We start from the raw sequence: 26,476 nt of genomic DNA on the forward strand, positions 1-26,476 counted from the left end.
AGTTGCTCCTACCAACCCGGCCTGCCCGCCCGGGGACACGCGACCGGACCCGTACAAGCCCGTACGCGACCCGTACAGCGGGCCCGGGTACGCCGAACTTCCCTGTCCAGTTATGCACAGTGACGAGACGGTCACCCTGTGAATGCAGAAACCGCCGCCTCCGTCCGCCCGTTCACCGTGCTCCTCAGCCCCACCACACGCGGCGCCCGCCTCGCCCGCCGTCTTGTCGTGAGCCAGATCCTCGGCTGGGGCATCCCCCACGCCGAGCCCGTCATCGAGGACGCCGGCGCCGTCACATCGGAACTCGCCGCCAACGCCATCGCCCACGGCCGCACCACGGGCCGGGACTTCCGTCTCACCCTGACGCTCGTGCCCGCAACCGGCCGACTCCGCATCGCCGTGTCCGACATCCGCCCCGACCGGCTGCCGCCGTGCCCCGGCACCCTCGGTACTCCACCTCCCGAGGCGGAGGGCGGACGGGGCCTGCTGCTCGTGGAGGCCCTCGCGGCCGACTGGGGCTGGACGGCCGACGATCCCGTGATCAAAACCGTCTGGGCGGAGCTCGATCTCACTCCGGCCTGAAATCGCCAATCTCAATACCGGACACCGCACTTGCCATTACGCTCTCGACTGTCACGATGTTGCAGGTGCTGACAGGGGGAGCGGCGTGACGCGCACGATCCGGATCGACGACGAGGTGTTCGAGGCGCTCCAGGCGCTCGCCGAGCCCCTCGTGGACACACCCAACTCGGCTCTACGTAAGCTCCTCAAGCTCGACCTCCCGGCCTCCGGCGGCACACCTGCCGATCCGGAGACCGATGATCAGGGCGAGGAGGGGCTTCCGCAGTACGGGCTCGCCGACTTCCTCAAGGACGGCCGTCTGAAAGCCGGTCAGCGGCTGGTGTGGAACCGCCGCAACCTCCGGCGGGAGTACCGGGCCGAGGTGTTGGGCAACGGAAACCTGAGGGTCGAAGGTCTGCGGGTCTTCGGTACACCGTCCCGGGCCGCCGTAGTCATCGCCGGCAACCAGCAGAGCGGGATGCGCGTGTGGTGCACGGAGGATGGCGTGCGTCTGATGGACCTCTGACCGCAGTGCGGCGTGGGTAGGTAGGAGCAGGGCGTGGCCCGGCCGGGGAGGACGCGGGCGGCGTCGTCAGTAGGGGCGGCCCGTACGGCGGCCAGGGCAGTGCACGAGGGGTGGGGGACCATGGACAGCGGCGCGCAGCGGGCGTACGCCAAATTAAAATTCCGGGAGAAGCTGGCCGACCTGCACGGCGAGTCGTTCGAGACGTTCTTCCACAACCTGATGTGCGTCAGCCATCCGGACTTCGTCGACGTCCGCACCTACGGCCGACTCGGTGACCAGGGCTCCGACGGGCTGAGCCTGCACGCGGAGAAGCTGTACGCCTGCTACGCGCCCGGTTCCTTCAAGGCCGCCGACATCCGCAAGAAGTTCCGCAAGGACCTGGAGTCGGCGCTCCGCCAGCGGCCGGGGCAGTTCCGCACCTTCGTGTTCGTCCACAACGATCCGCAGGGTGTGCACCCGGAGCTGGCCACCTGCCTGGCCGAGGCGCGCAACGACCACCCCGGCATCGGGTTCGAGCAGATCGGCCCGAGAAGATTGTGGACGGAGTTGTTGCCGCATCCCCGGGAGGTTGTGGAGGACCTGCTCGGCTGTGACATACCGATCGAGGCACAGGTCTTCGGTATCAGCATGGAGAACGAGGTCGCCCGGCTGCTCGACAACCTCAAGGAGCGCCGCCGGACCGCCAACCCCCTGATGGCCCTCGACCCGGTCAACGAGCAGAAGATCGACTTCAACGGGGTGACCGGGGACGAGAGGGACGAGCTCGTCACCGGGATGGGACACACCTGGCTGGTCGCGGAGTACTACGCGGGCCTGAACGACCCCTTCGAGGAGGACGAGGTGGCCGCGGGTTTCACCGGCGAGTACCGGGCCTCACGGGCGCGGCACACCGACCCCGCCGACGTACTGCTCGACCTCCAGCTCTACATCCACGGAAACCGCCTCCAGCACCTGGCGCAGCTCAAGGCCGGCTGGGTGGTGCTTGCCTACTTCTTCGAGCGCTGTCATGTTTTCGAGAACCCGCCGGACGGCTGGACGTCCGGCGACGCGCTGCGGATCTCGGGAGCGAACTGACATGCTCACCCCGACCAAGGGCATCAGCCCCGACCGCGCGCTGCTCACCGTGGGCGCCCAGATCCTCCAGGAACTCGACGGACCGCTCACCGTCAGCCAGGCGTGGGCGCGGCTCAAGGACCGCCGCCTCGCCCTCGGCCACCGCTCTCCGGTCTCCTTCGGATGGTTCGTGCTCGCGCTGGATGTCCTGCACGCCCTCGGCGCTGTTGAACTCCGTGACGATCTGCTGATGCCCCGGAGGCCCTGATGCTGCGCCGACTGACCGCCGACGACCCGCGGTTCCGCAGCCTCGACTTCGGCCCCGGACTCAACCTCCTCGTCGCCGAGACCGCAGCGGATTCCAGCGACAAGGACAGCCGCAACGGCACCGGCAAGTCCAGCATGGTGGAGCTGCTGCACTTCCTGTTCGGGGCACGGGCCGACAAGAAGCATGTGGCCGCCCGTAAGCAGTTGCGGGAGATCTTCTTCGGCCTGGAGCTCGACTGGCCCGGGGCCGACGGCGGCCGTCTCACCGTGCGGCGGCGTGGGGTGCGGCCCGAGACCGTACTGCTGGACCAGCGGCCCGAGCCGGACACCGACGCCATCTTCTCCGTCGGCGGGCCGGTCGTGATCGCCACCGTCGAGTGGACGAGACTCATCGAGGAGAAGCTGTTCGGCCTGCGGGACGAGCACAAGGGGCTCAGCGGCCGCACGATGCTGTCCTTCCTGATCCGGCGCGTCTCCAGCCACGCCTTCAACACGCCGACCCGCACCAACGGCCAGCAGCCGGAGGCGGACGCCGCGGCCAACCTCGCGTACCTCCTCGGGCTGGACTGGAAGCTGGCCGCCGGCTACCGCGAGATCTCGGCGCGCGAGGCGACCCGGCGTCAGCTGCGACAGGCCGTCAACGACCCGGTGTGGGGGCGGATCGTCGGCAGCACGTCCGAGCTGCGGGGGCAGATCACCATCGCCGAGGAGGAGGTACGGCGCCTGGAGGAACAGGTCAAGGCCTTCCGCGTCGTGCCGCAGTACGAGGAGCTCAAGCGCCGGGCCGACGACATCGACCGCGGCATCCGTTCGTCCAACGCCCGGGACGCCGTCGACCGCCGCAACCTGTCCGACCTCAAGGCCGCCGTGACGGAGGCGACCGACCACGACGTGCGCTACCTCGAACCGGTCTACCGCGAGCTGGGGATTCTCCTCGGCGACCAGGTCAAGCGCCGGTTCACCGACGTCAAGGGCTTCCACGAGTCGATCGTCCGCAACCGCAGGCGCTACCTCGCGGAGGAGATCCGGACGATCGAGGCACGGCTCGCGCAGCGGGCGGCCGAGCGGGAGGCGCTGGGAACCGAACTGGAAAGGGTGCTGCACACCCTCGACGAGGGCGGGGCCCTGGAGGCGCTGACCGCGTTGCAGCAGGCCCTCGCGCAGAAACAGGCGTTCGTCGAAGCCTTGCGGCACCGCTACGAGGCGGCGCAGACGCTGGAGGCCGGCGCGCTGGAGATCAAGGCCAGGCGTCTCCAGCTCCAGACCGCGCTGAAGGGCGACCTGGACGAGCGCGCCCGGCAGACCGACGAGGCCACCGTGCTCTTCTCCGAGTTCGCGCAACGGCTCTACGAACCCGGCCGTCCGGCCTACCTGGAGTTCGACGCGGGCCCCAGCAGCCTCAAGATCGTTCCGCATGTGGACAGCGACGACAGCCGTGGCATCGGCAACATGGTGATCTTCTGTTTCGACCTCACCACCGCGGTGGTCGCGCACCGGCACGGCCGTGGACCCGACTTCCTGGTGCACGACAGCCACCTCTTCGACGGCGTCGACGCCCGCCAGGTGCGCAGGGCCCTGGAGTTGGCCGCCGAGGTGACGGAACGCGAAGGCATGCAGTACATCGCCACCCTCAACTCCGACGACCTCCAGAAGGCGGAACATCTGGGCTTCGACGCCTCGCCGCACCTGCTGAGCGTGCGGCTCAACGACCGGTACGACGACGGCGGACTCTTCGGCTTCCGCTTCTGAGCGGGAGCCTCACACGGGCGCGCCCCGCCGGTTACGATCATTTCCATGACGAGCCCGGAGACCACAGACCTGTCGCAGATCAAGGAGGAGTACTCCGTCGAAGGCGGCCTGGACGTCGAGGAGGAGAGCGAGAGCGACACCTCGCCGCCCGAGATCGACCGGCCCTGGAAGCCGGAACAGATCAGGGTCAACAGCAAGCAGTTCTCACTGCGCAACGCCCTCGACATGATCGACGACGGGACCCTGGAGCTCGCGCCCGACTTCCAGCGCGGCCGGGTGTGGAAGCTCGGGCAGAAGTCACGCCTGATCGAGTCGGTGCTGCTCCAGATCCCGCTGCCCGCCTTCTACTTCGCCGAGGACGCGGACGGCGCCATGCGCGTCGTCGACGGGCTCCAGCGGCTGTCGACCATCCACGACTTCGTGCGCGGCGGCGAGAAGTCCGGCTTCGCCCTCAAGGGCGTGGAGTACCTCACGACGGTGGTCGAGGGCGCCCGCTTCGAGGACCTGCCCGCCCCGTGGAAGCGCCGGATCAACAACGCCCAGATCATGGCGCACGTCATCGACCCGACCACGCCGCCGGACGTCATGTACGACATCTTCAAGCGCATCAACACCGGCGGCACGCCGCTGAACGCGCAGGAGATCCGCCACTGCATGAGCAAGGACCGCAGCCGGGACATCCTCAAGCGCATGACGTCGACCGACGAGTTCAACCGGGCGACGAACTGGCGCAACCACATCCGGATGAACGACCGGGAGATGGCACTGCGGTTCGCCGGTTTCTGGCTGCTCGGGGTCGACGGATACGCCAAGTACTCCGCCATGGACCCCTTCCTCCAGCACACCACGACTCTGCTGGACGACGATCGGGCCGTACCCACCGAGCACGCCGAGCGGCTGATGGCCGATTTCGACCGCGCGATGAAGAACGCCCGGCTGCTGTTCGGCGAGTACGCGTTCCGTAAATGGCCGCTCGGTGTCAACGGCAAGAACCCCATCAACCGCGCGCTGTTCGAGACGTGGTCGATCGTTCTCGCGCGCTATGCGCCGGAGGACCTGGAGCAGCGGCGCGACGCGATCGTCGAAGCCGCCCGCGGGCTCATGACCGGTGACTACACCTACCTGGAAGCCATCACCGCGTCCACCGGTGGGCTGCGCCGCGTGAAATACCGGTTCGAGGAAGCGGCCAAGGCCGCAGAGGCAGGCAAGTGATCACCTCATTACGTGTCCGCAACTTCAAGCGCTTCACCGACGCGTCGTTCGCGCTGCGTCCCCTGACGGTCCTCACCGGCCTCAACGGAACCGGTAAGAGCACCACCATCCAGGCGCTGCTGCTCGCCCGTCAGCTCGCCGAGGCGCCCGGCGGGGGCGGCGGTGTCGTCCAGCTCAACGGGCCGTACGGCCTCGCGCTCGGCGAGGCGTCCGAGGTCCTGCACCCCGACGCCCCCGACTCCTGCATCGAGATCGGACTCGAGAGCGACACGGTCGGCCGGGCGGTCACCCACCGCCTTCACGTGCCGGACGAGCAGGCCCTGTACCTGCGGGTCCCGAAGGGCACGCCCGACGGCCCGCCCGAGCTGTCCCTGCGCGGCTGCGGATTCACCTACTTGTGCGCCGAACGTCTCGGGCCGCGTGACCAGCTCGGAGTCTCCGCCGAGCACCCCGACCTCATCGGCGTAGGCGTCCAGGGCGAGTACACGGCGCAGGTGCTGGCCCTCAACGAGACCCGGCCCGTGCGCGAGGAGCTCCAGCACCCGAGCACGGAGGCCACCCACGGCGTGACCACGCTGCGGACCCAGGTGGAGACCTGGGCGTCCGACATCATCCGCCCGATAAAGATCAACGCCCAGTGGCCGCCGGGCATCACCGCGAGCACCATCCGGTTCCAGGAACCGGGTCTGCTCAGCGAGGCGATCCGGCCGGCCAACATGGGCTTCGGATTCTCGTACGCCCTTCCGGTGATCGTCGCGGGGCTCCTGACCCGTCCCGGTGATCTGCTGATCGTCGAGAACCCGGAAGCCCATCTGCATCCCGGTGGACAGTCCAAGCTCGGGCGCTTCCTGGCCCGGGTCGCGGGCAGCGGCGCTCAAGTCGTTGTGGAGACCCACAGCGACCACGTCCTCAACGGCGCGCGCCTCGCGGTGGCGGACGACCGGGTGCTCGACCCCGAAGCGGGCGTCATCCACTACTTCGGCGACGAAGAGGTCGGCACCGTCCCGATCGACTTCCAGGCGAGCGGTGAGCTGACCGAATGGCCCAGGGGCTTCTTCGACCAGATCGAGCACGACCTCGGGAGGCTGGCCCGTGCCAGGCGCAGGGGGAGGTGAGCCGTACCGGTTCGTCGTGGACGAGTCGTCCTTCGACTTCCGGGGGCTCACGGAGGAGCGGCTGACCGACGCGCTCGACGACTTCAGCGACTCGCTCGCCGAGTTGGGCGAGAGCCGACCGGTCGCGGTGTCGCCCTGGTGGGCCGAGACCGAGTGCGCGGACGGACAACAGCTGTACCAGGTGCTCTACGAGGGCGCACCGCCGAAGGCGGGGCGGGACGCGCGGCTGCGGATGCAGAGCCTGATGGACCGCTGCCCGATCTGGGACATGGATCTTCCGGGATTACCCGGCGAGGTGGAGCTGGACGGAACGACCAGGGAGATGGCCTGGTCACTCGGTTACGCGCTGGTGCGGACCAGTGAAGGCGGCACCGTCGGATGCCTCGTGTTCCCGCGTAGCGAAGCCCCGGGCGGCTGGCGGAAGGTGTCGGCGTCCACGGCCGAGGCAACCGTGTACTTCTTCAGCGACCCGTCCGAGCTCCCCGACTTCTGGAGAGAGCTGTTCCGCCGGGAGAACGTGACGGAGCACGACTTCTTCGCGCGCGCCCGAGAGGCCTTCCCCGAGCTCGTCTTCGCGGACTCCCTGACCTTCAACAAGTTCGACGGCTCCTACCTCGTCATGCGCGACTGGGTCGTCGCCGTCCTCGGTGTGGTGCACGACCACTTCCGGGACGCCTACACGGCCAACCCGGGCAACACCCGGGCCGTGCAGGCCGCGCTCGGCAACCACGGACTCAACCTGTCGCCGGAGAGCCCCAACACCCGGTCCAAGCCGAAGATCATGAAGCAGCGTGACGTCGAGTACCAGAACGAGACCTACCGATGCGAATGGCACGGCAAGGAGAAGCCCGACCGCAACAGGATCCACTTCAGCCTGCCCGACCAGCGTCTCGGTGGCCGCATCCTCATCGGCATCTTCACCGACCACCTCGACCTTGAGTGACCGGTCGTCAGGAACATGATCAACGCGGTCCGGAGTGGCCACGGGAACGCGTAGGGCGACTCCCGGGTGCCGCGGCTGACGCCGGTGCCGGGCACGGTGACGGTGTGGGCGGTTGGCCACGCCGACGGTCCCGAAGGCGTTTTCGCCCCGCGCGTCGCTCGCCGACACCGACCTCCGGCTGAGGATCGACGCGGACTGGTGCGGCGGGCCCGGCCGCAGCGGCGACGAGATGGTCTTCGGCGGCGGCAAGGTGATCCGCGAGTCCATGGGGCAGTCGCACATCCCGCGCGACCATGAGCGCGAGCCGGTGGACACGGTGATCACCGGGGCGCTGATCCTGGACCACTGGGGTGTGGTCAAGGCCGACGTCGGACTGCGCGACGGTCGGATCCAGGCGATCGGCAAGGCGTACAACCCCGAGACCATGACGCCGCCCGACAACACCGACCCGCGCGCGTCGTCCTTCGTCGTGGGGCCCGAGACGGAGGTGATCTCCGGCCAGGGACGCATCCTGACCGCCGGCGGCGTCGACACGCACGTGCACTTCCTGTGCCCCGGCCAGATCCACGAGGCCCTCGCGTCGGGCGTGACCACCCTGATCGACGTCGACCCCGACACCTTCGACGTCACCATCGGCGGCGCCACCACCTCCGACGTCCGCACCAGCGTCGACGGACAGGAGGTCGGACGGAACTACGCGACGGAACTCCCCCTGGCCCAGCGGTACTTCCTGTTCTGATCCCCGGCCGGGTCGACCGGCCCGGCCCTCATGCGAAAGGCGGGCCATGAGCCGCACCGCCCTGCTCCTCCTGGCCGACGGCCGCTTCCCCGCCGGCGGGCACGCCCACTCCGGCGGGATGGAGGCCGCCGTCGCCTCCGGAAGCGTGCACGACGCGGCCGGCCTGGAGGCGTTCTGCCGCGGGCGGCTGCACACCGCCGGACTGACCGCCGCCGGTCTCGCCGCCGTCGCCCCGACCCCGACCCGGCTCCGCGACCTCCTCGACACCGCGCTCACCCACGTCTTCGACGCGGCGACGTCGTCCACGAGGTGAGAACGTCACGCCGGGCACGCCGATCTCATCGACGAACTTCCAGTCGTCCTGCTACGCGGCGGCGCGGCGGGAGCCGGCCGAGGCCATGCCGAGCCACGTGTGGGGGTTGCCCTCCCAGCACCAGCCGAGTTTGGGAGCGTGCCGGCTGATCCAGATCGCCGGGACCCGGCGGTCACCGGAGCGTGAACCGCCCAGGGAGAAGCACTTGTTCTTGACCAGGATCCCGGGGAAGTGGGTGATCAGCGCGATCCCCTCCTCGATGGTGAGCGGGGTGCGTCCCCTGGCGGCGATGGTGCCCAGGGCGTCGTTGGGCACGGCACCGCAGAACTCCTCCCCGCGCTCGATGTCGAACAGCAGGTAGGCGCGCCGGTCGGGGAGGCCGGTCTCCTCGACGGCGACGAACCGTTCGAGGGCGCCGGGCTCGAAGGACCGGTCCACGAAGCCGGGCTCGGTCTTTCCGTGGAGGGTGGTGCGCGCCATCGTGTGCTCGATCGGGACGACTTCCCGGGTGACCACGAGCAGGAAGGGGACCCGTCCGGTGTCCGGCGCCCATGCGCCGTGTCCGATGCCGGTGACGAGGTCGCGCAGGGGCGCGACCAGGGCGGTGAACTGTTCCGGGGTCAGGCGGGCCGTCGTCGGCCAGTCCCGTTCGACGAGGTTGCGGACCTGCCGGTCGAACTCGGTGCCGGGGTCGATGGCGGTGTGCGTCATGGTGTCCTTTCGGGCGGTCCGGGTTGCCGAGCCCTCGTGGTTCCCGGCGGGGACGATCGTGTGGCCGAACGTCGGGGGAGAGGGTTTCTCCGAGGTCACGGCAGCGGTTTCGGGGTGACGCGGGCGAGGGCGCCGGTCTCCAGTGCCGTCCACACGGCGCCGTCGGGGCCGAGGGTGATGCCGTGCGGCTCCGAGCCGGACGTGGGCAGGTCGTGCACCTCGATCACGCCCTCGGTGGTGATGGAGCCGACGCGGTTGCCGCCCCACTCCGTGAACCACAGGGAGCCGTCGGTGCCCGGAGTGATGGCGTGCGGCCGGCCGGCGCGGTCGGGCAGCGGGAACTCGGTGACCTCGCCCCCGGTGGTGACGCGGCCGATGTGGCCGGCGGCGATAGCGACGTACCAGAGGGCGCCGTCGGGGCCGAGGGCGATGCCGACCGGCGCGGAGCCCGGGGTGGGCAGCGGGTGGACGGTGACCGTGCCGTCGGTGCCGATCCGGCCGACCGCGTCGGCCCGGTTCATGGTGAACCACATCCCGCCGTCCGGTCCCGCGGTGATCGTGGACGGGAACGTGCCGGTGGCCGGGAGCGGGAACTCGGTGACCTCACCGCCGGTGGTGATGCGGCCGATGCGGTCGGCGGCGGTCTCGGTGAACCACAGCGCCCCGTCGGGCCCCGCCGCGATACCGAACGGCCCGCACTCCGCGGTGGGCAACGGGAACCCCGCGACGGCGCCGTCGGTGGTGATCCGGCCGATGCGGTGCGCCCGGTACTCGGTGAACCACAGGGCACCGTCCGGTCCGGTGGTGATGACCGTCGGCCCGCAGCCCGGGTCCAGCCGGTGGCTCTCCGGTGCGGCGCCGGGCACCAGCCGGCCGATCCGGTCGCCGTGGACCAGCGTGTACCACAGCGCGCCGTCCGGGCCGGTGGTGATCGCGTACGGCCCGCCGCCGCCCACGGGGTGTTCCTCGATCGACACGTGTGTCATACGGTCTCCGGTCCGTGGTCGGCGGCGATGCGGGCGATGTCGGCCGGGGCGCCGGCCATGATGGTGCGGGCGTGTTCGGTGACCAGCTCCGTCGGCCAGTCCCACCAGGCGGCACGCAGGAGCCGGTCGATGTCGGCGTCGTCGAACCGCTGCCGGATCGGACGGGCCGGATTGCCGCCGACGACCGTGTACGGCGGTACGTCCGCGGTGACGACGGCGCCGGCGGCGACGATGGCGCCGTCACCGATGCGTACGCCGGGCATGACGGTGGACCGGTACCCGAACCAGACGTCGTTGCCGACCACGGTGTCGCCCCGGCTGGGCATGCCGGTGACGATGTCGAGGGTCCGCTCGGCCCACTCGCCGCCGAACATGGTGAACGGGAAGGTGGACACACCCATCGTCGGGTGGTCGGCGCCCGCCATCAGGAACCGGGTGCCCGTGGCGATGGCACAGTACTTGCCGATGATCAGCCGTTCCGGGCCGTAGGCGTAGAGGACGTTGTGGTGTTCGAAGCCGGTGGCGCCGTCCGGGTCGTCGTAGTAGGTGTACTCGCCCACGACGATCTTCGGTGAGCCGACCAGCGGTTTGAGGAACACCACCCGCTCATGTGCCGGCAGCGGGTGGAGGGTCATCGGATCGGGTGTCAACTTCCAGCTCCTGGTGAAGTGGTGACCGCGGGGACGGGGTCGAGGAAGCCGTAGACGCGGCGCAGCCGTGACCGTTCGGTGACCATGACGGCGAGTCCGACGATCACGGCGGGGCCGCCGGCCGGCGCCAGTTCCCAGGCGAGGCGGGCCACATCGTGGTGGCCGTCGACCTTCCCGGCCGGCCGGTACACCAGGCCGGGGAACTGCCGCTGGGCCGTGGCCATCACGTCCTCGATGGCGTCGCGGCCCTCGGCCGCCACGATCGGATCGACGTACCCGGCGTCGTCGGTCCACAGGTCGTCGACGAGCGCCCGGCGCCTGGCCGGGTCGCGCTCGTTCCAACTCGCCAGGTACCGCCTGGCCAGCTCGTCGAAGCCGGACATGGTCGATCTCCCTCCGCCGCCGTGCCCTGTTCCACCACGCTAGGGCCGGGGACCGGGAGCGGAATCCGTCACGCCCCGGCAGTCCGGCCCGGGTTCGCCGGCCGGCTTAAGTACTCTCGCCACGTGTTGTACGGACGGAGTGACGAGATATCGGTCATCGACCGCTTGCTGGCGGACTGCCGGACCGGTCGCAGCGGTTGCCTGCTCATCACCGGGGAGCCGGGCATGGGCAAGACCGCGCTGATGGAGTACGCGGCGTCGGCGGCCGAGGGCTTACGGGTCATACGCGGCACCGCGATCGAGTCCGAGGCCCACCTGCCGTTCGCCGGCCTGCACCTGCTGCTGCGGTCCGCCCTCGACCGGACCGACGCCCTCCCCGCCCCGCAGGCGCGTGCCCTGCGCGGGGCCTTCGGTCTCGCCCCGGCCGAACCGGGCGACCGCATGCTCGTCGGCCTCGCCGTCCTCTCCCTCCTCGCCGAATTCGCCGACGGCGGGCCCGTCCTGTGCCTCGTCGACGACGCGCAGTGGCTGGACCGGGCGTCGGCCGAGGCCCTGCTGTTCGCCGCGCGGCGGCTCGACGCCGAGGGCACGGCGCTGATCATCACCGCCCGGACCGGCTTCGACGCCCCCGGACTCGCCCACCTGCCGCTGAAAGGGCTCGACGCGCCCGCCGCCGCCGGCCTGCTGGCCGAGCACGCCGCCGCGCTGTCGCCCGCCAACCGGTACCGGGTGCTGGCCGAAGCACAGGGCAACCCGCTCGCCCTCCTCGAACTGCCCCTCGCTCTCGCCGCCGGCCGGCCGGTCGCCGCCGGTCAGGCCCTGCCCATGAGCGACACGGTCCAGGCGGCGTTCCTCGACCGGGTACGGCGGCTGCCCGAGCAGAGCAGGCACCTGCTGCTCGTCGCGGCCGCCGAGGACACCGGTGACCGTGACGTCGTCCTGCGCGCGGCCGCCCCTCTCGGCTGCCGCCCCACGGACCTGGTGCCCGCGGAAACGGCGGGGCTGCTCCGGGTGGACAACCGGACCGTGTGCTTCCGCCACCCCCTCGTGCGGTCGGCCGTCTACCAGGCGGCGCCGGTCAGCCTCCGCCTCGTGGTGCACACGGCCCTCGCCGAGGCCCTCCACCGGCCCGAGGACGCCGACCGGCGCGCCTGGCATCACGCCGTGGTGGCCACCGGCCCCGACGAGCGGGTGGCCGCGGAACTGGAGAGCACCGCCCGGCGGGCCGTCGAGCGCAGCGGATACGCCGCCGCGGCGGCGGCCTACGAACGGGCCGCGCAGCTCACGGAGTCCGGCACGGACCGGGCCCGTCGGCTCGTGCTGGCCGCGGAGGCGATCGCCGAAGAAGGCGACATCGACCGCATGGCGGAGCTCGCCCGGCACGGCGCGGCGAGCACCGACGACCCGGCCCTGACCGTGCGCGCCATCCGGGTCCGCGCCGCCGCGGCGTTCCACCACGGTCTGCTCCGCACGGCCCGTCGGCTGCTGACCGAGGCGGCCGAGCTGACCCGGGCCGACGATCCGGCACTGGCCGCCCACATGATGCTCGACGCGGTGCACGCCGCCTGGTACCTCGGGAAGGACGAGATCGCGGACACCGCGGACCGGCTGGATGCCCTGCCGCTGCCGCCCGAAGAGCCGCTCACCCACGTGGCCCGCCTGCTGACCTGGACGGTGCGGTCCGCGATCGGCCAGGGGGACCGGGACCACGGGACCCTCACACGACGCATCGCGGCCGCCGAACGGACCGGATTCGGCGGCCCGCACGACACGATCCTGGTCGGAGCCACCAGCCTCCAGGCCGCCGGCCAGGACACCGAGGCGCACCGGGTGGCCGGCGAGCTCCTCGCCCAGTGCCGCGACCGCGGATGGATCGGCCGGACACCGCCCGCGCTGGCGTGTGTCGCCCGGACGTCGACCTTCCTCGGCCGGCACACCGACGCCTGGGACGAGGCGACCGAAGCGCTGAACATCGCCCAGGAGCTCGGACACCGGCAGTGGATCGCCGAGATCAGCGGCGTACTGGCCTACCTGGCCGCGGTGACGGGCGACGAGCGACGCTGTCACGCCTTCGCCGACGACGCGCTCGCCGCGCCGGAGCCCGGCGCGGCCCCGCCCGGCATGTCCTGGGCGCACTGGGCACTGGCCCTGCTCGACCTCGGCCACGCCCGGTGGGAGTCCGCCCGCGCCCGCCTGGCCGCCCTGCACACCGGACCGGTGAGCCATCAGCTTCCCGGCCTGCGCAGCATCCCCGACCTGGTCGAGGCGGCGGTGCGGCTTGGCCGGCCGGCCGACGCCCGTGAGCCGCTCGCACGGCTCACGGCCTGGGCACATGATGCCGCGCAGCCGTGGATCGACGCGCACGTCCAACGCTGCCGCGCGCTGCTCGCGCCGGAAGCGGACGCGGCGGAGCTGTACCGGGCCGCATTGCGGCTGCACCCCGACGACCGGCAGTTCGAACGCGCGCGAACCGCTCTCCTCTACGGCGAGTGGCTGCGCCGCATGCGCCGCAAGTCCGAGGCCAGGAACCAACTCCGCGACGCGTTCGAGACCTTCCGGAGACTCGGCGCCACGCCCTGGGCGGAGCGGGCCCGCGCCGAGCTCGACGCGACCGGCGAAGCCGTACCCGGAGCCGGGGCCGCGGACGGAACAGGAGCACTGTCCGTGCTCACCTCGCAGGAACGGAAGATCATCCGGCTGGCCGCACGCGGCCTGTCCAACCGGGACATCGCCGCGCAGTTGTTCCTCAGCCCGCGCACGGTCGGGTACCACCTCTACAAGGCGTTCCCCAAACTCGGCGTCACCGCGCGGACCGAACTCGCCGCCCTCGCACCCACGGATGCCGCACCATGACACCGCCTCGTGGCCCGGACCGGCCCGGAGGGGGCCGGCTGAGCGCGGCGCCCGGTGTGCTGCCTTTGGGCCGTCCCCGGTACGACGTCACCGCCCGGGTGACGGTGCGCGGCTGGCGAATCGAGGGGCTCGTGGCCGTACGCGGCGCTCTGGCCGGTACTCTCCGCGGAGAGTTCCTCGGCGTTCCCCCGAACGGCAAGTACGACGAGATCACCATTCATGAGTTCCACGAGATCGACGACGGCCGCGTCGAGCGGAGTTGGCACCTCGAGGACCTGCATGGATGGATGACCCGGATGAACGCCTGGCGACGCACGCCGAGGGCACGGACGCGCGGGGCCTGCCGGTCTCGGCCAGGGGTGCGTCGCGGTGCGGCACGAGAGCCTTTCCGTTGGTGCGGACGTCGCGATCCGCACCGAACCGGAAGGCCCTCACCTGTCCAGGATCCCTCAGCCGGGACCCGGCTCACTCATCCATGACCTCCCGGGACGGACCACCTGGCCACCGACAGGAGAAGCCCCCGGACCCGTCCGGGGGCGAAGTCACGAAAGTCCCGATCGGATGGCGATCGGCCCGGCGGCGTCGACCTCGACCTCCGCGGCCCGGCCCTCGCCACCGTCCTGGACCCCCACCTGCCGCGTGCCCGACGCCGGGAGGCGCGTGGGTCACGTCCCCGCCGTCAGGCGTGCCGTCGTCTCCATGAGGGAGACGGTGAACGGGTGGCGCGGCGCGGTCAGGATCTGCCGGGCCGGGCCCTGTTCGACGAGCTCGCCGGCGTCCAGTACGGCGATGCGGTGGGCCAGGGCGGCCGTGTCCAGGTCGTGGGTGATCAGGACGAGGGAGAGCTGGTCGCGTTCGCGGACCAGCGAGGCGAGCACGTCGAGGATGCCCCGGCGGGTGACCGTGTCGAGGCCGGAGGTGATCTCGTCGCAGACCAGGACGCGGGGTCGGGCGAGCAGGGCGCGGGCGAGGGCGGCGCGCTGGAGTTCGCCGCCGGAGAGCCGGCCGGGGCGGCGGTGGGCCAGCTCCTCCGGGAGCCCGAGACCGGCCAGGGTGGTCAGCGCCTCCCGGGTCGCCGTGTCCTCGTCGGTGCCGCGCAGGCGTACGGCGGTGCGGGCGACCTGCCGTACGACGGGGCGGTGCTCGTCGAAGGCGGCGTGCGCGTCCTGGAAGACGTACTGCACGGCGGCGAGTTGGGCGCGACCGCGGTCGCGCAGGCTGCGCGGCAGCGGTGTGCCGTCCAGCAGGATCTCGCCGTCGTGGTCCCGGTGGAGGCCGGCGACGCAGCGGGCCAGGGTGGTCTTGCCGCTGCCGGACCGGCCGACGACGGCGAGCGACCGGCCCGGGTACAGGTCGAGTGCGGGGGCGCGCAGGACGACGGCCGTGCCGCGGGCGCCGTCGCGGTGGCGGGCGGTCAGCCCGCGCACCCGCAGGACGGGCTGCCCGGTGCGGGCGGTGCGGCCGTCCGGGTCCCGCGACTCCGTATGCCGGTCGAGCGGCCCACGTGCCCGCACCCCCGGCCGTCCGGTCGGCTCGTCCGGGTCCGGTACCTCTGTACGTGCGTGGGGCAGCCCGTGTGTGCGCGGTCCCGGTTGCCCGGTCGGCTCGTCCGGGTCCGGCGACTCCGTACGTGTACCGAGCGGTCCGCGTGCCGGCGCCCCCGGCCGTCCGGTCGGCTCGTCCGGGTGCGGCGACTCCACCTGTTCGCCGAACAGTTCGCGGGTCCACTCGTGCCGGGGCGAGGACCGGACCCGCCGGGCCGGGCCCGACTCGACGACCCGGCCCGCCCGCAGGACCACCACCTCGTCGGCGAGCGCGCGCACCACGTCCAGGTCGTGGCTGAGCAGCACCACCGCGATGCCGCGGGCCGCGACGGCCCTGAACCGCTCCACGATACGGCTCTTGGTCAGGGCGTCCTGGCCCGTGGTGGGCTCGTCGGCGACGACGACGCGCGCGCCGAGCAGCAACGCCTGGGCGAGGACGACGCGTTGCTGCTGGCCACCGGAGAGCTGGTGCGGATAGCGACGCAACAGGTCTTCACCCTCCGGGAGTTGGGCCTCCGCCAGGGCGCGCAGGACGCGTTCGCGGGCCGCCGCCCGGCGTTGCCGCACCGGCAGCCGGCGCACCTGGGTGCGGGCGATGTCGGTCAGCAGGGCGGAGACCCGGCGGGCGGGGTTGAGGGCCGCCGCCGGATGCTGGGGGACGTAGCCGACGAGGCCGTCGGCCGCCACCCGTACGGCGCCGGTGACCCGGGCGCCCGCCGGGTACTCGCCGAGCAGGGCCAGACCGGTGGTGGTCTTGCCGCTGCCGGACGCGCCGATCAACGCCGTGACCCTGCCGGGCAGGACCCGCAGGTCCACTCCGTCGACGATCGCCCGGCCGTCGACGACGACGCGCAGGTCGCGGATCTCGGCCACGGGATCCCCGCCGGTGTCCACGTCGGCATGCACGCCGACATCCTCGCCGATGCCCACGTCGGTGTCTCCGCCGGAGCCCTTCTCGTACTCGTGCTTCACGGGCGTGCTTCCTTCTCTGCGCGGCGCGGGCCCCGGTGCCCGCCCTTGTCCAGTGCGGCGTCGAAGAGGAGGTTCGTCCCCGTCGTCAGCGCGACGATCAGTACGGCGGGGACGACCACGGCCCACGGCTGGACGAACAGGCCGGTGCGGTTGCGGTCGACCATGACCGCCCAGTCGGCGGCGTCGGGTGCCACGCCGACGCCGAGGAACGCGGCCGTGGCGACCAGGTAGAGCACGCCGGTCAGCCGGGTGCCGGCGTCGGCGGCCAGGGTGCGCAGCATGGAGCGGCCGACATAGCCGACGGCCATCCGCCACCATGTCTCGCCCTGCATGCGCAGCGCCTCGACCGCGGGCCGGGCGGCGGCCTCGGCGGCGGCGGCGCGCACCAGCCGGGCCGCGTCGGGCACGTTGGCCAGGGCGACCAGCAGGGCGAGACCGACGGCGCCCGGTGAGAACACCGTGGCGGCCAGCAGGATCAGCAGCAGCGACGGTACGGCGAGCAGCACGTCCAGAGGCCGCATCAGCAGCTCCTCCAGCCAGCGGAGCCGGGTGAGCGCACTGATCAGACCGACGGGAAGGGCGACCAGGTAGGCCAGGGCGGTCGCGGCGAGCGCGGTCAGCACCACCGGCCGCCCCCCGTGCAGCACCTGCCGCCAGACGTCCCGGCCCACGAAGTCGGTGCCGAGCCAGTGCCCCTCGCCCAGTGTGAAGGACGCGGCCCGCGCCCCCGGCTCGCCCGCGAACACCGGCCCGAGCAGGGCGAGCACGAGCGGTACGGCGACGATCGTGAGGCCGAGCGCGAAGCGGCCCGTACGCGGACTCCTCACGCGGCCACCCCCGCCCGGGGTGCGAGACGGTGGGCGATCAGGTCGGCGCCCAGGTTCAGTACGACGGTCAGTACGCCGAACACCACCGCCAGCCCCTGGACGACGGGCACGTCGCGTTCGGCGACGGCGCCCAGCAGAACCGTGCCGAGTCCGGGGATCACGTACAGGGCCTCCACGACGATGACCCCGCACAGCAGCCAGTCGACGGTGCGGGCGAGCTGCTGGGCGGCGGGGGCCAGGGCGTTCGGCAGCGCGTGGGTGTACCGGACACGGGCGCCGGACACGCCGTAGCGGCGGGCCTGCGCCACGTACGGGGAGGCGAGCGCGTCGATCATGCCCGCGCGCACCAGCCGCACCAGCGAGCACACGGGCCGTGACAGCAGCACCAGTACGGGCAGGACCAGTGCGGCCGGATGGGCGAGCAGGTCGGTGCCGTAGCCGACGGCGGTCGGCGGCAGCCAGCCGAGCCGCAGCGCGAACACGGTCACCAGCAGCACACCGAGGGCGAACTCGGGGACGGCGTACACGGCGAGCGTCACGGAGCTGATCAGCCGGTCCACCGGCCGGCCCGCGTGACGGGCGGCCAGCACCCCGAGCCCGAACCCGGCCGGTACGAGCAGCGCCACGGTCAGCGCGGCCAGCAGCAGGGTCGGGCCGAAGCCGTCGGCGAGGTACTGGCGCACCGGACGGCCGGAGACCAGGGAGGTGCCGAGGTCGCCGTGGAGCAGCCCCGCCGCCCAGCCGGCCAGCCGCTCCCACGCCGGCCGGTCCAGCTCCATCGCCTCCCGGATGGCCGCGATCCGGGCCGGGTCGGGCTGGTCCCCGGCGAGGGCGACCGCGGCGTCGCCCGGCAGCGCCTCGGTGAGCGCGAAGACCAGCAGCACCACGGCCACGGTCTGCACGCCGCCGAGGAGCAGCCGCCGGGCGACGAAGGAGCGCAGTCCGCTCACGCGAGCCACACCGTGTCGAAGCGCGCCCAGTCGAGGGTGTTGGCGGGCGCCTTGGTGTCGACGCCCTTGACGGTGCGGGCGGTTCCGATGATCCAGTCGGCGAACCCCCAGATGAGGAAGCCGCCCTCGCCGTACAGGCGGCGCTGCATGCGCTCGTAGACGGCGGCGCGTTCCGTCTTGTCGCGGGTGGACTGGGCCTGCTGGTACAGCGCGTCGAAGTCCTTGTGCCGCCACTTGGTGGCGTTGGTGGTGGAGTCGGTGAGCAGCCGCTGGGAGATGTGCGCCTCGATGGGCATGGCGCCGGAGCGGTAGCAGCACAGGGAGCCGTTGTCGAGGATGTCGCTCCAGTAGGAGTCCTTGCTGCCCATCCGCACCTCGACGGTGACTCCGGCCTTCTTCGCCTGGTCGCGGAAGATGCTGGCGGCCTCGGTGAACCCGGCGGCGACGGCGGAGGTGTCCAGGGTGACCTTCAGGTCCTCGGCGCCGGCCTGCTTCAGCAGCGCACGCGCCTTGTCGAGGTCCTGCTCGCGCTGGGGCAGGCCGTCGGCGTAGTACTCGTAGCCCTTGCCGAACAGGTCGTTGCCGACCTCGCCCGCGCCGGACAGCGCGCCGTCGACGAGTTCCCGGCGGTCGGCGATCAGGAAGAACGCCCGGCGCACCCGCTCGTCGTCGAAGGGCGGCCGGTCGGTCTTCATGCAGAACGCCTGCATGGCGCTGCCCCGCAGCCGCACGATCTCGATCTGCCCCTTGTCCTCGTGGGCGCGGGCGGTGGTGGGGTTGAGTTCGTGGGCGTACTCGATCTGTCCGCCGAGCAGCGCGTTGACCCGGGCCGACTCCTCGTTCGCCACGACGAACTCGATCTCGTCGAGGTGCGGGGCGCCCTCCCAGTAGTCGTCGTAGCGGCGGAAGACCGCCGAGCGGCCGGGCGCGAACGACACGAAGCGGAACGGGCCGGAGCCGACCGGCTCCTTGTCGAACCCGGTGGCGTTCTCGGGCACGATGTACGCGCCGAACGCGGCCAGGACGTTGGGGAATTCGGCCGTGGGCCGCTTGAGCACGAACTCGATCGAGCGTTCGCCGGTGGCGCGGCTGGCGTCGAGGTCGATGGGCTCCAGGGACGCCTTGGCGCGGAACGCCTGCTTCGGGTCGGCGATACGGCGGTAGCTGTAGAGGACGTCCTGCGCGGTGACCGGGCTGCCGTCGTGGAAGGTGGCCTCGCGCAGGGTGATCTGCCAGCGGTCCAGCGTCTTGTTGGATTCCCACTTCGAGGCGAGGCGGGGCTGTGCGGACAGGTCGGCGCCGTAGTCGGCGAGCTTGTCGAACAGGGCCTTGGCGCGGGCGACATCGGCGAACAGGTTGGCGAGGTGCGGGTCGAGGGTCTCGCTCGCGCCACCGCCCGCGAACGCGGCGCGCAGCCGGCCGCCCTTCTTCGGCGAGCCGTCGCCCGCACCGTCGTCGGAGTCGGAACCGGAACCGCCGCCGCATCCGGTGAGGGTGAGCGCACCGAGCCCGGTCGCGGCGAGGAAGCCGCGGCGGCGCAGGGCCGGGAAGGGGAGAGAGCGGGTCGCGTCGTCGTGCATGTGAGTTTCCTCAGTGTGTAGTCGTGCCGGTGAGACGGGCCACCACGTGCAGCCGGTCGGCGTCGGTGGTACGGCCGGGGAGCAGGCCCTCCTGCCAGGGCGGCTCGGTGCGCGGGCCCGGTCCGTCGTGGAGTTCCAGAACCTCGTAGCCGTGCGCGGCCAGCAGGTGGCGCAGCTCCTGCGGGAACAGCAGCCGCCACGCGGACCGCTGCTCGACGGGTGCCGACCCGTCGTCGGCGGTCCATACGCGCCTGCGGCGCAGCAGTTGGTCCGTACGGTCCACCGTGAGGGTGGTGACGGACCGGTGGACGGCGCCCTGCCAGGTGAACTCGTCGGCCTTGGGCGTGTCGAGCAGGTCGGTGCGGCCGAGGAAGTACGCGCCGTTGCGCATCTCCGCGACGAGCAGGCCACCCGGTGCCAGGGCGCGGCGGCAGGAGGACAGGAAGCCGTCGAGCTGGTCGTTGGTGTGGCAGTACAGCAGGGCGCTGTCCAGGCACACCACGGCGTCGAACCTGCCGTGCCCCAGGTCGAATCCGTGCAGGTCGGCATGGACGTACTCGGGTCCGGGATGGTGGTCGCGGGCGTGCGCGAGCATCGCCTCGGAGAGGTCCGCGCCGGTCACTTCGCGGCCGGCGTCGTGCAGCCACGCGGCGTCGCGTCCGGTGCCGCAGCCCATGTCCAGCACCCGCCTCCCCGCCCCGTGCCGGCGCAGGCAGTCCTCCGCCCAGCGTCCGGCGAGCCGACCGGGGTCGGGGAAACGGGCCTCGTAGAGCGCGGGGTTGTCGGTGAGCAGGTTGTCCGTCATGCCGGGGTCCTTCCTCGGGCGGGCGCGGGTGCGGCGGGCTGTTCCGGCGGCGCGGGCAGCGATCCCAGCCGGCGCAGCCGTACGACGCCGAGCGCGGAGGCGAGGCCGGCCAGCGCGCAGCACGCCCACGGCAGCCACGCGGCGTCGCCGTCCCGCCCGGTGTCCATGGCCCAGCCGACGACGGTGTTGCCGATCGCGGCGGCGACGCCCGAGACGACGTAGAAGATCCCGAAGTAGGTGCCGGTCAGTGCGGGGCGGCCGAAGGCGGGGACCATGTCCATCACGAACGGCTGGGCGATCATCACCCCGAGGTACAGCAGCAGGGCGCCCGCCAGCACGGGCAGCACCCGCAGCACCGCGTCGGCCACGCCGTCCGGGCCGCCGGACACCGTGGTGGCCAGGGCCGGCGGCAGGAAGGCCAGAGCCATGAGGCCGAGCCCGGCGGCGATCCAACGGGCCCGGTCCCCGCGCCGCTTGAGCGCGCGGGTCAGGCGCAACTGGAGCAGGAGGTTGGCGGCGGCGCCGACGACGAAGACGAGACCGGCGGCGCCGTCCCAGCCGGTGGCCCGCCGCGCCCCGTCGGGCAGCAGCAGGTACAGCTGGCTCTCCAGGGTGAACAGGCCGGCCATGGCGAGCGCGAACGCCAGGAAGGCGCGGTTGCCGAGCACCTCCCGCCAGTCGGCGAGCACCCCGCCCCCGCTCGGCTCGACCCTCCGGGCCGGCAGCACCAGGGCCTGTGCGACGGTCAGGACCGCGAAGATCCCGGCGGCGGTCAGCGCCGACGTACGGAAGTCCACGAGCAGCAGCGCGCTGCCCAGCAGCGGCCCGACCAGCGCGCCGGTGGTGGCGAACACGTTGAACAGGGCGAACGCCTCGGCCCTGCGCTCCTCGGCCTCCTGCGCGAGGTAGGCGCGGACGGCGGGGTTGAACAGCGCCCCCGCGAACCCGCTGAGGACGGACGCGGCGAGCAGGACGGCCAGGTGGTCGCCGAGCGCGAACAGCGCGAAGCCCGCGGTGCGCAGGGCACAGCCGGCGATGATGACGCCCCGTGCGCCGAGCCGGTCGGAGGCGGAGCCGCCGATGACGAACAGGCCCTGCTGGCTGAGGTTCCTGACCCCGAGGACGACGCCGACGACGGCGGCCGACAGGCCCAGGTTCTCGGTGAGGTGGGTGGCGAGGTAGGGGATGAGGAGGTAGAAGCCGGTGTTGACGCCGAGCTGGTTGACCAGCAGGAGCTGAACGGCGAGCGGGAAGCGGCGTATCTCATGCCAGGTCCGCACGGCGCCCCTCCGGGTCCGTGCGGCGTCCGTCCGGGTCTGTGCGGCGTCCGTCCGGGTTCGTGCGGCGTCCCTCCGGGTCCGCACGGTGTTGCTCCGGGTCCGCACGGTGTTGCTCCGGGTCTGTACGGCTCCCGTTCGGGTCCGCACGGTGTCCCTCCGGGTTCGTGCGGCGTCCGTCCGGGTCTGTGCGGCGTCCGTCCGGGTCCGTACGGCATGCCCCCACGTCCGCGCGGCGCCTCTCCCGCGGTTCGACGCCCAGTCCGGGCCGGTCGCTCGTCCTCACCCGGCCGTCCTCGCCGCCGATGCCGGTCCACGGGTCGTGCGCGAGCAGCAGATGGCCGTCCAGGTCGGCCCAGCGGGCCCGGTCGGCGAGGTGCACGGCGGGCGCGAGTCCGAGGCTGCTGGCGGTCAGACAGCCCAGCATCAGCTCCGTGCCGCTGCCGTCGATCAGCTCCGCGATGCGCAGGGCCGCGTGCACCCCGCCGCACTTGGCGAGCTTGACGTTGACGCCGTGGACGCGCCCGGCCAGCCGGCGTACGTCCTCCAGGTCCACGGCGTCCTCGTCGGCGACGACCGGCAGCGGTGAGCGCTCGGCCAGCGCCGCCAGGGCCTCCGGGTCACCGGGGGCGAGGGGCTGTTCGACGGCCTCGACGCCGAGTGCGGCGAACCGGGGCAGCAACGCCTCCGCCTGCCCCGTGGTCCAGGCGCCGTTGGGGTCGAGCAGCAGCCGCGCGCCCGGCGCGGCGTCCCGTACGGCCCGTACGCGCTCGACGTCCTCCTCGGGATCGGCCGCCCCCGCCTTGACCTTGAGGACCTCGAAGCCGCTCGCCACGAGGGAGCGGGCCTGCGCCGCCGCGTGCGCGGGGGACGTGATGCCGATGGTGCGGGCGGTGGCCGCGACCGGGGTGTCCTCGGCGCCCAGCAGCCGGTGGACGGGCCTGCCCGCGCGCTTGCCGACGAGGTCCAGCAGGGCCGCGTCGACGGCGGCGGCCACGGCCGGGGGAGTGCCCCCGGTGGCCGGCTCCCGTATGCGCAGGACCTCCAGGGCGGTCTCCGGGTCGGGAAAGCGGGCCAGGTCGGCGCCCACGGCGGTGAAGTGACGTCCGAGGCTCTCGGCGTCGAGCCGGTAGTAGACGCTGCTGACGGCCTCGCCGTGTCCGGTCACGCCCTCGTGCTCGACGCTCAGCCACACGGCGTCACGGGCGGACATCGTGGAACGGGATATCCGCAGCGGCTCGGTGAGTTCGAGGCGCACGGTGCGCAGGCCGGTCCTCACCGGTTCTCCTCCGGACGGGCGAGCGGGTCGGTGACGCGGGTGCACCGCGCCCAGCCGGTGGCCTCGGCCGCGTACGGGTGCGGGATCTCCACGGGACGGGTGGCCGCGGCGTCCGGGTCGACGCCGTGGGCGGTGGTGAAGTCGTCGTCGTAGACGGTGGAGAGGTAGCGGTGCGGCCCGTCGGGGAAGACGGTGGCGACGACCGCGCCGGGGTGGACACGGGCCGCCCACGCGGCGACGCGGGCGACCGCGCCGGTGCTCCAGCCACCGCTGACGAAACTGCCCCGGGCCAGCCGGCGACAGCTGTCCACGGCCTCGGCGGGGCCCACCCAGTGCACCTCGTCGAAGGCGTCGTACGCGACGTTGCGCGGATGGATGCTGCTGCCCAGGCCGCGCATCAGCCGGGGCCGGGCGGGCTGGCCGAAGATGGTGGAGCCGGTGGAGTCGACACCGATCAGCCGCAGCGCGGGCCAGTGCCGGCGCAGCGGCCCGATGACACCGGCGCTGTGCCCGCCGGTACCCACACTGCACACCAGGACGTCCAAGTGGTCGATCTGGGCGGCGAGTTCGGCGGCCAGCGAGGCGTAACCGGCTGTGTTGTCGGGGTTGTTGTACTGGTCGGGCCAGTAGGCTTCGGGCAGCACGGCGAGCAGTTCGCGCAGCCGGGCGAGGCGTGCGGCCTGCCAGCCGCCCTGGGGTGCGGGCCGGTCCACGATCTCCAGCCGCACCCCGTACGAGCGCAGTAACTGACGCATGGACGGCTCCAGTTCACTGTCACCGACCAGTACGACGGGATGCCCGAGGGCCTGCCCGGCGAAGGCGAGCCCGATGCCGAGGGTGCCGGAGGTGGACTCCACCACCGGGGCCCCGGGGCGCAGTTCACCGCGTTCACGGGCGCCCATCAGCATCGAGACGGCGGCCCGCGCCTTCATCCCGCCCGCGGCGAGCCCTTCGAGCTTGGCCCAGAAACCGGGGTGCGGTCCGGGCAGACCGGCGGTGATCCGGACGAGAGGGGTGTGGCCGAGCAGCGTGAGCAGTTCCGGGCGGGCGGCGGGCCGTACGGCGGCGGTGGTCACCGGGTGCCTCCCGGACGGTCGGCGCGGTAGCGGTGGACGGTGCCGGGGCCGCCGTCCAGCCAGAAGAAGGGGTACGGCTCCGCGCACACCGCGCTCACCCCGTGCCCGAGGAAGCGGGGGAGTACGGCGCTGCCGGTCTGGGCGAACATCACCAGCTGCTTGTCGTGCCGCAGCGCGTGCTCCCGCAGCGCGTCGAAGGTCCCGTTGCCCAGCGTCATCCCGGACACGAGCAGGGCGTCGCACCGGCCGGCCGCGGCGAGGGCGTCGGTGACGACCGGCTCGCCCCACTCGGTGACCCCGCCCTTGAGGTCGCACGGGACGTAGCCCAGGTCCCGCGAACGCAGCGCCTCCAGAAGGGAGTTGACGACGCCGACCACGAGCACCGTCGCCCCGGGCGGCAGGACGAGCAGTTCGGTGACGGCCTCGGCCCGGACCCGGGACTTCTCCAGCGACGTCCCGGCCGGCAGGGCGACGGGCCGCGCCCCGTTCTCCGGGGTGTGCGGGGTGACGTGCATCAGGTACGCGTCGAGCGCGGCGACCCGCACCGGCGGCATCGGATGCTCCAGCAGGCGGGCCACGTCCGCGCCGACGCAGTCCTCCACCGCGTCGTCGGGCAGCGCGCCGGGCTCGACCGCGCAACTGCCGACGGCCTCGGCGAGGCGCAGACTGAGCACCTCGTTGCGGTAACCGGTACCGCGCCCCTCGTGCCGTACGGCCTGCCGGGTGGTGAAGGCCACGGAGATCCGCGACCCGGCCGGATCCGGACCGAGTTCACCGGCGCGGGCGAGCGCCAGGAGTTCGTCGTACGTCGTCGCCGCGCGGGCGGACGCCGGGGCGGTGGGGCTCATCGGATCACCAGCCCGGACCGCACCTCGTCGAGCAGGGCCTCGACCCGGGCGCGGGCGCCGGTGCCGGCCGGGTCACCCGCCATCACGTGCCCCAGGTACTCGTTGTTGCTGCCCGCCGCCTTCACCTGCCGCCCCGGCTCGGCGAGTTGCACCTCGAGGACGTCCGGCGCGCTCGGCGCGAGCCCGGCGTCCAGCGCTTCGAGCGTGCCCGTCGTCTCCGGCACGAGGAAGCCGATGGCGGCACTGCGCAGTCCGGTGTCGGTCCGCCGCAGATCGGGCGCGCGGCCCAGGGACACGTCCACGAAGGCCGCGGCGAGGTCGAGGCCGGTGACATGCCGTATCAACTCGGTGATGCGGTTCCCGGCGGGCCGCGGGTTGACCTCGACCACGCGCGGCCCGGCGGAGGTCAGCTTGATCTCGGTGTGCGCCACCACACCGTCCGTCAGTCCGAGTGCCTTGAGCGCGCCGAGCGCGGTCTGTTCGGCCGCCTCGGTGTCCGCGGACGACAGGGCGGCGGGGAACATGTGGCCGGTCTCGATGAACGCGGGTGCCCCGCCGACGCTCTTGTCGGTCACGCCGATGACGTGGACCGCGCCCGCGTGCGACACGGTCTCGACGCTCACCTCCGGACCGTCCAGGAGCTCTTCGAGCAGCACGACGGGTGCCCGCCGCTGCCCGCGCGCGTTGACCGGGAACTCGCCCAGGGCCTTGACGGCGGCGGCGAGTTGCTCCTCGTCGTCCACCCGCCGTACGTACATGCCGGCGCACAGGTCGACGGGCTTGACCACCAGCGGGTAGCCGATCTCCCGTGCCGACCGGGCGAGTTCGGCCCACTCCTCGTGCACCGCGAACCGCGGACCGGGCACCCCGGCGTCGGCCAGGACCCGGCGGGTGGCGTCCTTGCGGCAGGCGTTCTCGACCGCCTCGGGAGCCGGTCCGGGCAGCCCGAGCCGGGCGGCCGTCCGCGCCACCACCGGCAGGTAGTAGTCACACGACGTGATCACCCCGTCGAAGCCCAGCACGGAGTGCAGCCGCTCCACTCGGGGCAGCAGGGTCTCGGTGTCGTTGGTGTCCGCGGTGATCACGTTGCGCGCCCCGAGCAGCGGGTGCGCGACGCCCTCGGGTGCCGAGCGCAGGTAGTGGTGCAGGTCGCGGGTGAGGAACGTGAACTCGTGTCCGCTCTCCCGGATCGCCCGTGGCAGCAGCCTGCTCATCGATCCGACCCAGCTCTCGACCACCAGCAGATGAGCCACGGCT

Annotated in this window: 23 protein-coding genes and 3 pseudogenes; 12 read left to right on the top strand and 14 right to left on the bottom strand. The window is 72.5% G+C overall.

The genetic code is table 11. From position 1 onward, the window contains the following. Positions 1–138 precede the first annotated feature (138 nt). From ACIA6T_RS08310 to ACIA6T_RS08355, 10 genes and pseudogenes are all read left to right on the top strand, one after another. Positions 139–582, top strand: a complete 444-nt coding sequence (locus tag ACIA6T_RS08310) for an ATP-binding protein (protein ID WP_399445763.1) — start codon at positions 139–141, stop codon at positions 580–582. A gap of 85 nt (positions 583–667) precedes the next feature. Then, positions 668–1,087 carry a hypothetical protein gene (locus tag ACIA6T_RS08315; RefSeq protein WP_399445764.1) on the top strand — a complete coding sequence of 140 codons (420 nt, stop codon included), beginning with the start codon at positions 668–670 and terminating at the stop codon, positions 1,085–1,087. A 120-nt stretch (positions 1,088–1,207) separates the two neighbouring features. Next, positions 1,208–2,161: an ABC-three component system protein gene (locus ACIA6T_RS08320; protein ID WP_399445765.1), complete on the top strand. Its 954-nt coding sequence runs from the start codon at positions 1,208–1,210 to the stop codon at positions 2,159–2,161. A 1-nt stretch (position 2,162) separates the two neighbouring features. Continuing rightward, positions 2,163–2,408, top strand: a complete 246-nt coding sequence (locus ACIA6T_RS08325; RefSeq protein ID WP_384713803.1) for an ABC-three component system middle component 6 — start codon at positions 2,163–2,165, stop codon at positions 2,406–2,408. Further along, complete coding sequence (locus tag ACIA6T_RS08330; protein WP_399445766.1) at positions 2,408–4,156, top strand: ABC-three component system protein; 1,749 nt, start codon at positions 2,408–2,410, stop codon at positions 4,154–4,156. The genes ACIA6T_RS08325 and ACIA6T_RS08330 overlap by 1 nt, the downstream gene beginning before the upstream one ends. Before the next feature lie 45 nt (positions 4,157–4,201). Further along, on the top strand, positions 4,202–5,368 hold the full coding sequence (locus tag ACIA6T_RS08335) for a DUF262 domain-containing protein (RefSeq protein WP_399445767.1): 1,167 nt from the start codon (positions 4,202–4,204) through the stop codon (positions 5,366–5,368). Further along, positions 5,365–6,483 carry a DUF3696 domain-containing protein gene (locus ACIA6T_RS08340; protein ID WP_399445768.1) on the top strand — a complete coding sequence of 373 codons (1,119 nt, stop codon included), beginning with the start codon at positions 5,365–5,367 and terminating at the stop codon, positions 6,481–6,483. Before ACIA6T_RS08335 ends, ACIA6T_RS08340 begins: the two co-directional genes overlap by 4 nt. Next, positions 6,461–7,426 carry a hypothetical protein gene (locus tag ACIA6T_RS08345; protein ID WP_399445769.1) on the top strand — a complete coding sequence of 322 codons (966 nt, stop codon included), beginning with the start codon at positions 6,461–6,463 and terminating at the stop codon, positions 7,424–7,426. Before ACIA6T_RS08340 ends, ACIA6T_RS08345 begins: the two co-directional genes overlap by 23 nt. A gap of 112 nt (positions 7,427–7,538) precedes the next feature. Then, positions 7,539–8,027, top strand: a pseudogene (locus ACIA6T_RS08350) (urease subunit alpha); the annotation flags it as partial. Between the two features lie 184 nt (positions 8,028–8,211). Beyond that, a pseudogene (locus ACIA6T_RS08355) lies at positions 8,212–8,403 on the top strand (urease accessory protein UreF); the annotation flags it as partial. Positions 8,404–8,529: 126 nt separating this feature from the next. Here ACIA6T_RS08355 and ACIA6T_RS08360 read toward each other — a convergent pair. The 4 genes from ACIA6T_RS08360 to ACIA6T_RS08375 form a co-directional block, all read right to left on the bottom strand. Next, positions 8,530–9,189 (bottom strand): DUF5701 family protein, encoded by a 660-nt coding sequence (locus ACIA6T_RS08360; protein WP_399445770.1) that lies wholly within the window; start codon positions 9,187–9,189, stop codon positions 8,530–8,532. Positions 9,190–9,284: 95 nt separating this feature from the next. After that, positions 9,285–10,175, bottom strand: coding sequence for a virginiamycin B lyase (locus tag ACIA6T_RS08365; protein WP_399445771.1), 891 nt, complete (start codon positions 10,173–10,175; stop codon positions 9,285–9,287). Continuing rightward, complete coding sequence (locus ACIA6T_RS08370; protein WP_399445772.1) at positions 10,172–10,825, bottom strand: CatB-related O-acetyltransferase; 654 nt, start codon at positions 10,823–10,825, stop codon at positions 10,172–10,174. Before ACIA6T_RS08370 ends, ACIA6T_RS08365 begins: the two co-directional genes overlap by 4 nt. Further along, complete coding sequence (locus ACIA6T_RS08375; RefSeq protein ID WP_399445773.1) at positions 10,822–11,208, bottom strand: nuclear transport factor 2 family protein; 387 nt, start codon at positions 11,206–11,208, stop codon at positions 10,822–10,824. The genes ACIA6T_RS08370 and ACIA6T_RS08375 overlap by 4 nt, the downstream gene beginning before the upstream one ends. A 123-nt stretch (positions 11,209–11,331) precedes the next feature. Between ACIA6T_RS08375 and ACIA6T_RS08380 the strand changes: the two genes are divergently transcribed. Both ACIA6T_RS08380 and ACIA6T_RS08385 read left to right on the top strand, forming a co-directional pair. Then, on the top strand, positions 11,332–14,061 hold the full coding sequence (locus ACIA6T_RS08380; RefSeq protein WP_399445774.1) for an AAA family ATPase: 2,730 nt from the start codon (positions 11,332–11,334) through the stop codon (positions 14,059–14,061). Beyond that, positions 14,058–14,540, top strand: a complete 483-nt coding sequence (locus ACIA6T_RS08385; RefSeq protein WP_399445775.1) for an ester cyclase — start codon at positions 14,058–14,060, stop codon at positions 14,538–14,540. Before ACIA6T_RS08380 ends, ACIA6T_RS08385 begins: the two co-directional genes overlap by 4 nt. Positions 14,541–14,726: 186 nt before the next feature. On the opposite strand, the gene ACIA6T_RS08390 is transcribed toward ACIA6T_RS08385, so the two are convergent. From ACIA6T_RS08390 to ACIA6T_RS08435, 10 genes and pseudogenes are all read right to left on the bottom strand, one after another. Next, entirely contained in the window at positions 14,727–16,511 is a 1,785-nt protein-coding gene (locus ACIA6T_RS08390; RefSeq protein WP_399446059.1) for an ABC transporter ATP-binding protein, read from the bottom strand. Positions 16,512–16,573: 62 nt separating this feature from the next. Continuing rightward, a complete protein-coding gene (locus ACIA6T_RS08395) occupies positions 16,574–17,404 on the bottom strand; it encodes an ABC transporter permease (RefSeq protein ID WP_399445776.1) in 831 nt (276 codons plus the stop codon). Then, positions 17,401–18,354, bottom strand: coding sequence for an ABC transporter permease (locus ACIA6T_RS08400; protein ID WP_399445777.1), 954 nt, complete (start codon positions 18,352–18,354; stop codon positions 17,401–17,403). Before ACIA6T_RS08400 ends, ACIA6T_RS08395 begins: the two co-directional genes overlap by 4 nt. Continuing rightward, positions 18,351–19,934: an ABC transporter substrate-binding protein gene (locus ACIA6T_RS08405; protein WP_399445778.1), complete on the bottom strand. Its 1,584-nt coding sequence runs from the start codon at positions 19,932–19,934 to the stop codon at positions 18,351–18,353. The genes ACIA6T_RS08400 and ACIA6T_RS08405 overlap by 4 nt, the downstream gene beginning before the upstream one ends. A gap of 10 nt (positions 19,935–19,944) precedes the next feature. Then, on the bottom strand, positions 19,945–20,739 hold the full coding sequence (locus tag ACIA6T_RS08410) for a class I SAM-dependent methyltransferase (RefSeq protein ID WP_399445779.1): 795 nt from the start codon (positions 20,737–20,739) through the stop codon (positions 19,945–19,947). Then, positions 20,736–22,019: an MFS transporter gene (locus ACIA6T_RS08415; RefSeq protein ID WP_399445780.1), complete on the bottom strand. Its 1,284-nt coding sequence runs from the start codon at positions 22,017–22,019 to the stop codon at positions 20,736–20,738. Before ACIA6T_RS08415 ends, ACIA6T_RS08410 begins: the two co-directional genes overlap by 4 nt. A 240-nt stretch (positions 22,020–22,259) precedes the next feature. Further along, a pseudogene (locus ACIA6T_RS08420) lies at positions 22,260–23,295 on the bottom strand (dipeptide epimerase); the annotation flags it as partial. Next, entirely contained in the window at positions 23,292–24,371 is a 1,080-nt protein-coding gene (locus tag ACIA6T_RS08425; RefSeq protein WP_399446060.1) for a PLP-dependent cysteine synthase family protein, read from the bottom strand. The gene ACIA6T_RS08425 and the pseudogene ACIA6T_RS08420, both read right to left, overlap by 4 nt. Continuing rightward, complete coding sequence (locus tag ACIA6T_RS08430; protein WP_399445781.1) at positions 24,368–25,219, bottom strand: Rossmann-like domain-containing protein; 852 nt, start codon at positions 25,217–25,219, stop codon at positions 24,368–24,370. The genes ACIA6T_RS08425 and ACIA6T_RS08430 overlap by 4 nt, the downstream gene beginning before the upstream one ends. Then, positions 25,216–26,472 (bottom strand): ATP-grasp domain-containing protein, encoded by a 1,257-nt coding sequence (locus ACIA6T_RS08435; RefSeq protein WP_399445782.1) that lies wholly within the window; start codon positions 26,470–26,472, stop codon positions 25,216–25,218. The genes ACIA6T_RS08430 and ACIA6T_RS08435 overlap by 4 nt, the downstream gene beginning before the upstream one ends. Positions 26,473–26,476: the final 4 nt, after the last annotated feature.

The organism is Streptomyces sp. NPDC051740, assembly GCF_044453165.1.
GTDB lineage: Bacteria > Actinomycetota > Actinomycetes > Streptomycetales > Streptomycetaceae > Streptomyces > Streptomyces atrovirens.